Source organism: Bradyrhizobium sp. P2_E8 (genome assembly GCF_056403875.1).
Window position 1 is genome coordinate 1 of record NZ_JBFUES010000843.1, and the last position, 3,306, is coordinate 3,306.

The 3,306-nt window shown below is 68.1% G+C and carries 4 protein-coding genes; all 4 read left to right on the top strand.

Annotated elements, in window-relative coordinates; translation table 11 throughout:
• On the top strand, positions 1–526 hold a 526-nt coding region (locus AC1D00_RS32855), incomplete at its 5' end, for a class I fructose-bisphosphate aldolase (protein WP_477013531.1).
• Between the two features lie 3 nt (positions 527–529).
• Positions 530–1,216, top strand: coding sequence for a thiamine phosphate synthase (locus tag AC1D00_RS32860; protein WP_477013532.1), 687 nt, complete (start codon positions 530–532; stop codon positions 1,214–1,216).
• Between the two features lie 8 nt (positions 1,217–1,224).
• A complete protein-coding gene (locus tag AC1D00_RS32865) occupies positions 1,225–2,289 on the top strand; it encodes a tetratricopeptide repeat protein (RefSeq protein WP_477013533.1) in 1,065 nt (354 codons plus the stop codon).
• 99 nt (positions 2,290–2,388) lie between these two features.
• Complete coding sequence (locus AC1D00_RS32870; RefSeq protein ID WP_135176289.1) at positions 2,389–3,174, top strand: inositol monophosphatase family protein; 786 nt, start codon at positions 2,389–2,391, stop codon at positions 3,172–3,174.
• Positions 3,175–3,306 lie beyond the last annotated feature (132 nt).

Below are 3,306 nucleotides of genomic sequence, written 5' to 3' on the forward strand. Positions count from 1 at the left end.
GTGCCAGGCCGCGCAGATCGTGCCGATCGTCGAGCCGGAGGTGCTGATGGACGGCGACCACGACATCGACCGCTGCTATGAAGTAACCCAGCGCGTGCTCAACAAGACCTTCCAGGAATTGCGCGTGCAGCGCGTCGCGCTCGAAGGCATGGTACTGAAACCGAACATGGCGATCTCAGGCAAGAAGTGCGCGAAGCAGGCCTCCGTCGAGGACGTCGCGGAGAAGACGATACGGCTGCTCAAGGCCTGCGTGCCGGCCGCCGTGCCCGGCATCGCCTTCCTCTCCGGCGGCCAGTCCGACGAAGAGGCAACGGCGCATCTCAACGCCATGCACAAGCTCGGCCCGCTGCCCTGGGGCCTGACCTTCTCCTACGGCCGCGCGCTGCAGGCCGCGCCGCAGAAGGCCTGGTCGGGCAAGGCCGAGAACGTTGCGGCCGGCCAGCGCGCCTTCAGCCATCGTGCACGAATGAACGGCCTCGCCTCCAAGGGCGAATGGCAGAGCAGCCTGGAAAAGAAAGCGGCCTAGACCTTGTCGAACAAATCGCCTCCGCCGCGCCCGGCGCCGCGCCTATATCTCGCGACGCCTGTCGTCGAAGACCCGGCTTCGCTCGTCGCCGAACTGCCGGGCCTGCTCGCCTCGGCCGACGTCGCGGCCGTGCTGGTGCGGCTGAAGGAGACCGACCAGCGCACCATGATCTCGTGGATCAAGGCACTCGCGCCGCCGGTCCAGAAGGCCGGCGCCGCACTGCTGATCGACGGCCATGCCGAACTGGTCGCGCGCGGTGGCGCCGACGGCGCGCACCTGCCCGGCATCGCCGCGCTGAAGGAGGCCCTGCCATCGCTCAAGCCCGATCGCATCGCCGGCGTCGGCGGGCTGACGACGCGGCACCATTCCATGGATGCGGGCGAGATGGGCGCGGACTATTTGCTGTTCGGCGAGCCCGACGCGAAGGGCCAGCGGCCGTCGTCCCAGGCGATTGCCGAACGGCTGGACTGGTGGGCCGAGCTGTTCGAGCCGCCCTGCGTCGGCTTTGCGACCTCGCTGGAAGAGGCCTACGACTTCGCCGCCAGCGGCGCCGATTTCGTGCTGGTCGGCGAGTTCATCTGGGCCGATCCGCGCGGGGCCAAGGCCGCGCTGATCGAGGCCGACGCTGCGATCAAGAAGGCCCATGCGACCGCGCCTGCAAGCCAAAATCCTGCGGGCGAGCACGGCTAGCGCCCGACATGCAGCTCCCGCGCATCACCATCCTGGCCACGCTGCTGCTCACAGCGCCCGCGGCCGCGCAGCTCCAGATCACGCCGCCGGCCACAACGCCGAGCCCGCCCGCCGAAAAGCAGAAAGCCAAGCCACCCGCGCCCGCCAAGAAGAAGGAGGCCGCGCCGGCGCCGAAGCCGTCCGCCTCCCCCAAGCCGGCGCTGCCCGCGACCGTGATCCCGGCGCCTCCAACCGACAATTCCAACGTCGACCTGGTGTACGGCGCCTATCAGCGCGGCCAGTACAAGACCGCGTTCGAGCTCGCCACCGCCCGCGCGCAGGCCGGCGATCCCAAGGCGATGACCATGCTGGGCGAGCTCTACTCCAACGCCATGGGCATCCGCCGCGACTACGCCAAGGCGCTGGAATGGTACAAGCGCGCTGCGGACGCCGGCGACCGCGAGGCGATGTTTGCACTCGCCATGCTGCGCATCTCCGGCCGCGGCGGCCCCGTCGACAAGGGCGAGGCGGTGAAGCTGATGGCCTCCGCCGCCAAGCTCGGCGAGCCCAAGGCGGCCTATAACCTCGCTCTGCTCTATCTCGACGGCCAGACCCTGCCGCAGGACGTCAAGCGTTCCGCCGAGCTGCTGCGCCAGGCGGCCGATGCCGGCCTTCCCGAGGCGCAATACGCGCTGGCGACCTTCTACAAGGAAKGCACCGGCGTGCCGAAGGACCCCGAAAGGGCGGTGCGGCTGCTCCAGGCGGCCTCGCTGACCGACAATGTCGATGCCGAGGTCGAATATGCCATCGCGCTGTTCAACGGCACCGGCACGCCGAAGAACCAACCGGCGGCTGTCGCGTTGCTCCGCAAGGCGTCCCGCCAGGGCAGCGCGATCGCGCAGAACCGCCTGGCCTGGGTGCTGATCAACGGCATGGGCACGTCCGTGGACAAGGTCGAGGGATTCAAATGGCACCTGGTGGCGAAGACCGCCGGCAAGGGCGATCCGGAGCTCGACAAGCAATTGTCCGATCTGCCGGCCGAGGACCGGGCCAAGGCGGAGRCCGCCGCCAGGAAATGGCTCGGGACCAAATGACTTGACGCAATGACTTGACGTTAGCCCCCTCACAGGGCACCCAATCCCCCAAACAGGCGCGTTTTCGCGCCATTTCCCCCCGATCAAGACCGGAAGCTCATGCTGTATTCCGCAACTATCAACGTCATGGTCAAGGCCGCGCGCCGCGCTGGCCGCAGCCTCAAGCGCGATCTCGGCGAGATCGAGCATCTCCAGGTCTCGCTGAAGGGGCCGGCCAATTTCGTCTCGCTCGCCGACAAGCGCGCCGAGGAGATCCTCTACCAGGACCTCGCCAAGGCCCGGCCCGGCTACGGCTTCATCGGCGAAGAGGGCGGAACCCGCGAGGGCACCGACAAGAGCCACACCTGGATCGTCGATCCCCTCGACGGCACCACCAACTTCCTGCACGGCATCCCGCAATTCGCCATTTCGATCGGCCTCGTGCGCGAGGGCACTGTGATCGCTGGCGTGATCTACAACCCTGCGAATGACGAGCTCTACATCGCCGAGCGCGGCAAGGGCGCCTTCCTCAACGACCAGCGCCTGCGCGTGGCCGGCCGCCGCCAGCTCAACGAATGCGTGGTGGCGTGCGGCCTGCCTCATATCGGCCGCGGCGACCACGAGGAATTCCGCCGCGAGATGACCGCGATCCAGGACCGCGTCGCGGGCCTGCGCCGCTTCGGCGCCGCCTCCCTCGACCTCGCCTTCGTCGCCGCCGGCCGCCTCGACGGCTACTGGGAGCGCGATCTCCAGTCCTGGGACATCGCCGCCGGCATGATCATGGTGCGCGAGGCAGGCGGAACGGTGAGCGACATCGCGACGCCGGGCGATCCGCTGGTGACCGGGCACGTCGTGTGCGGCAATGAGTTCGTGCACGGGGAATTGGTGAAGGTTTTGCGGAAATAAGCGAAGGCCAAGGCCTCGCCTCGCACTCCGCTGTCATCATCCGCGAAAGCGGATGATCCAGTATTCCAGAGACGTTCGTGGGATACGGAGAGGCCGCGGCGTACTGGATGCCCGCCTTCGCGGGCATGACAG

Bases quoted from the DNA above. Each gene is read 5' to 3' on its own strand.
- AC1D00_RS32870 (WP_135176289.1), top strand. From the start codon at position 2,389: ATGCTGTATTCCGCAACTATCAACGTCATGGTCAAGGCCGCGCGCCGC.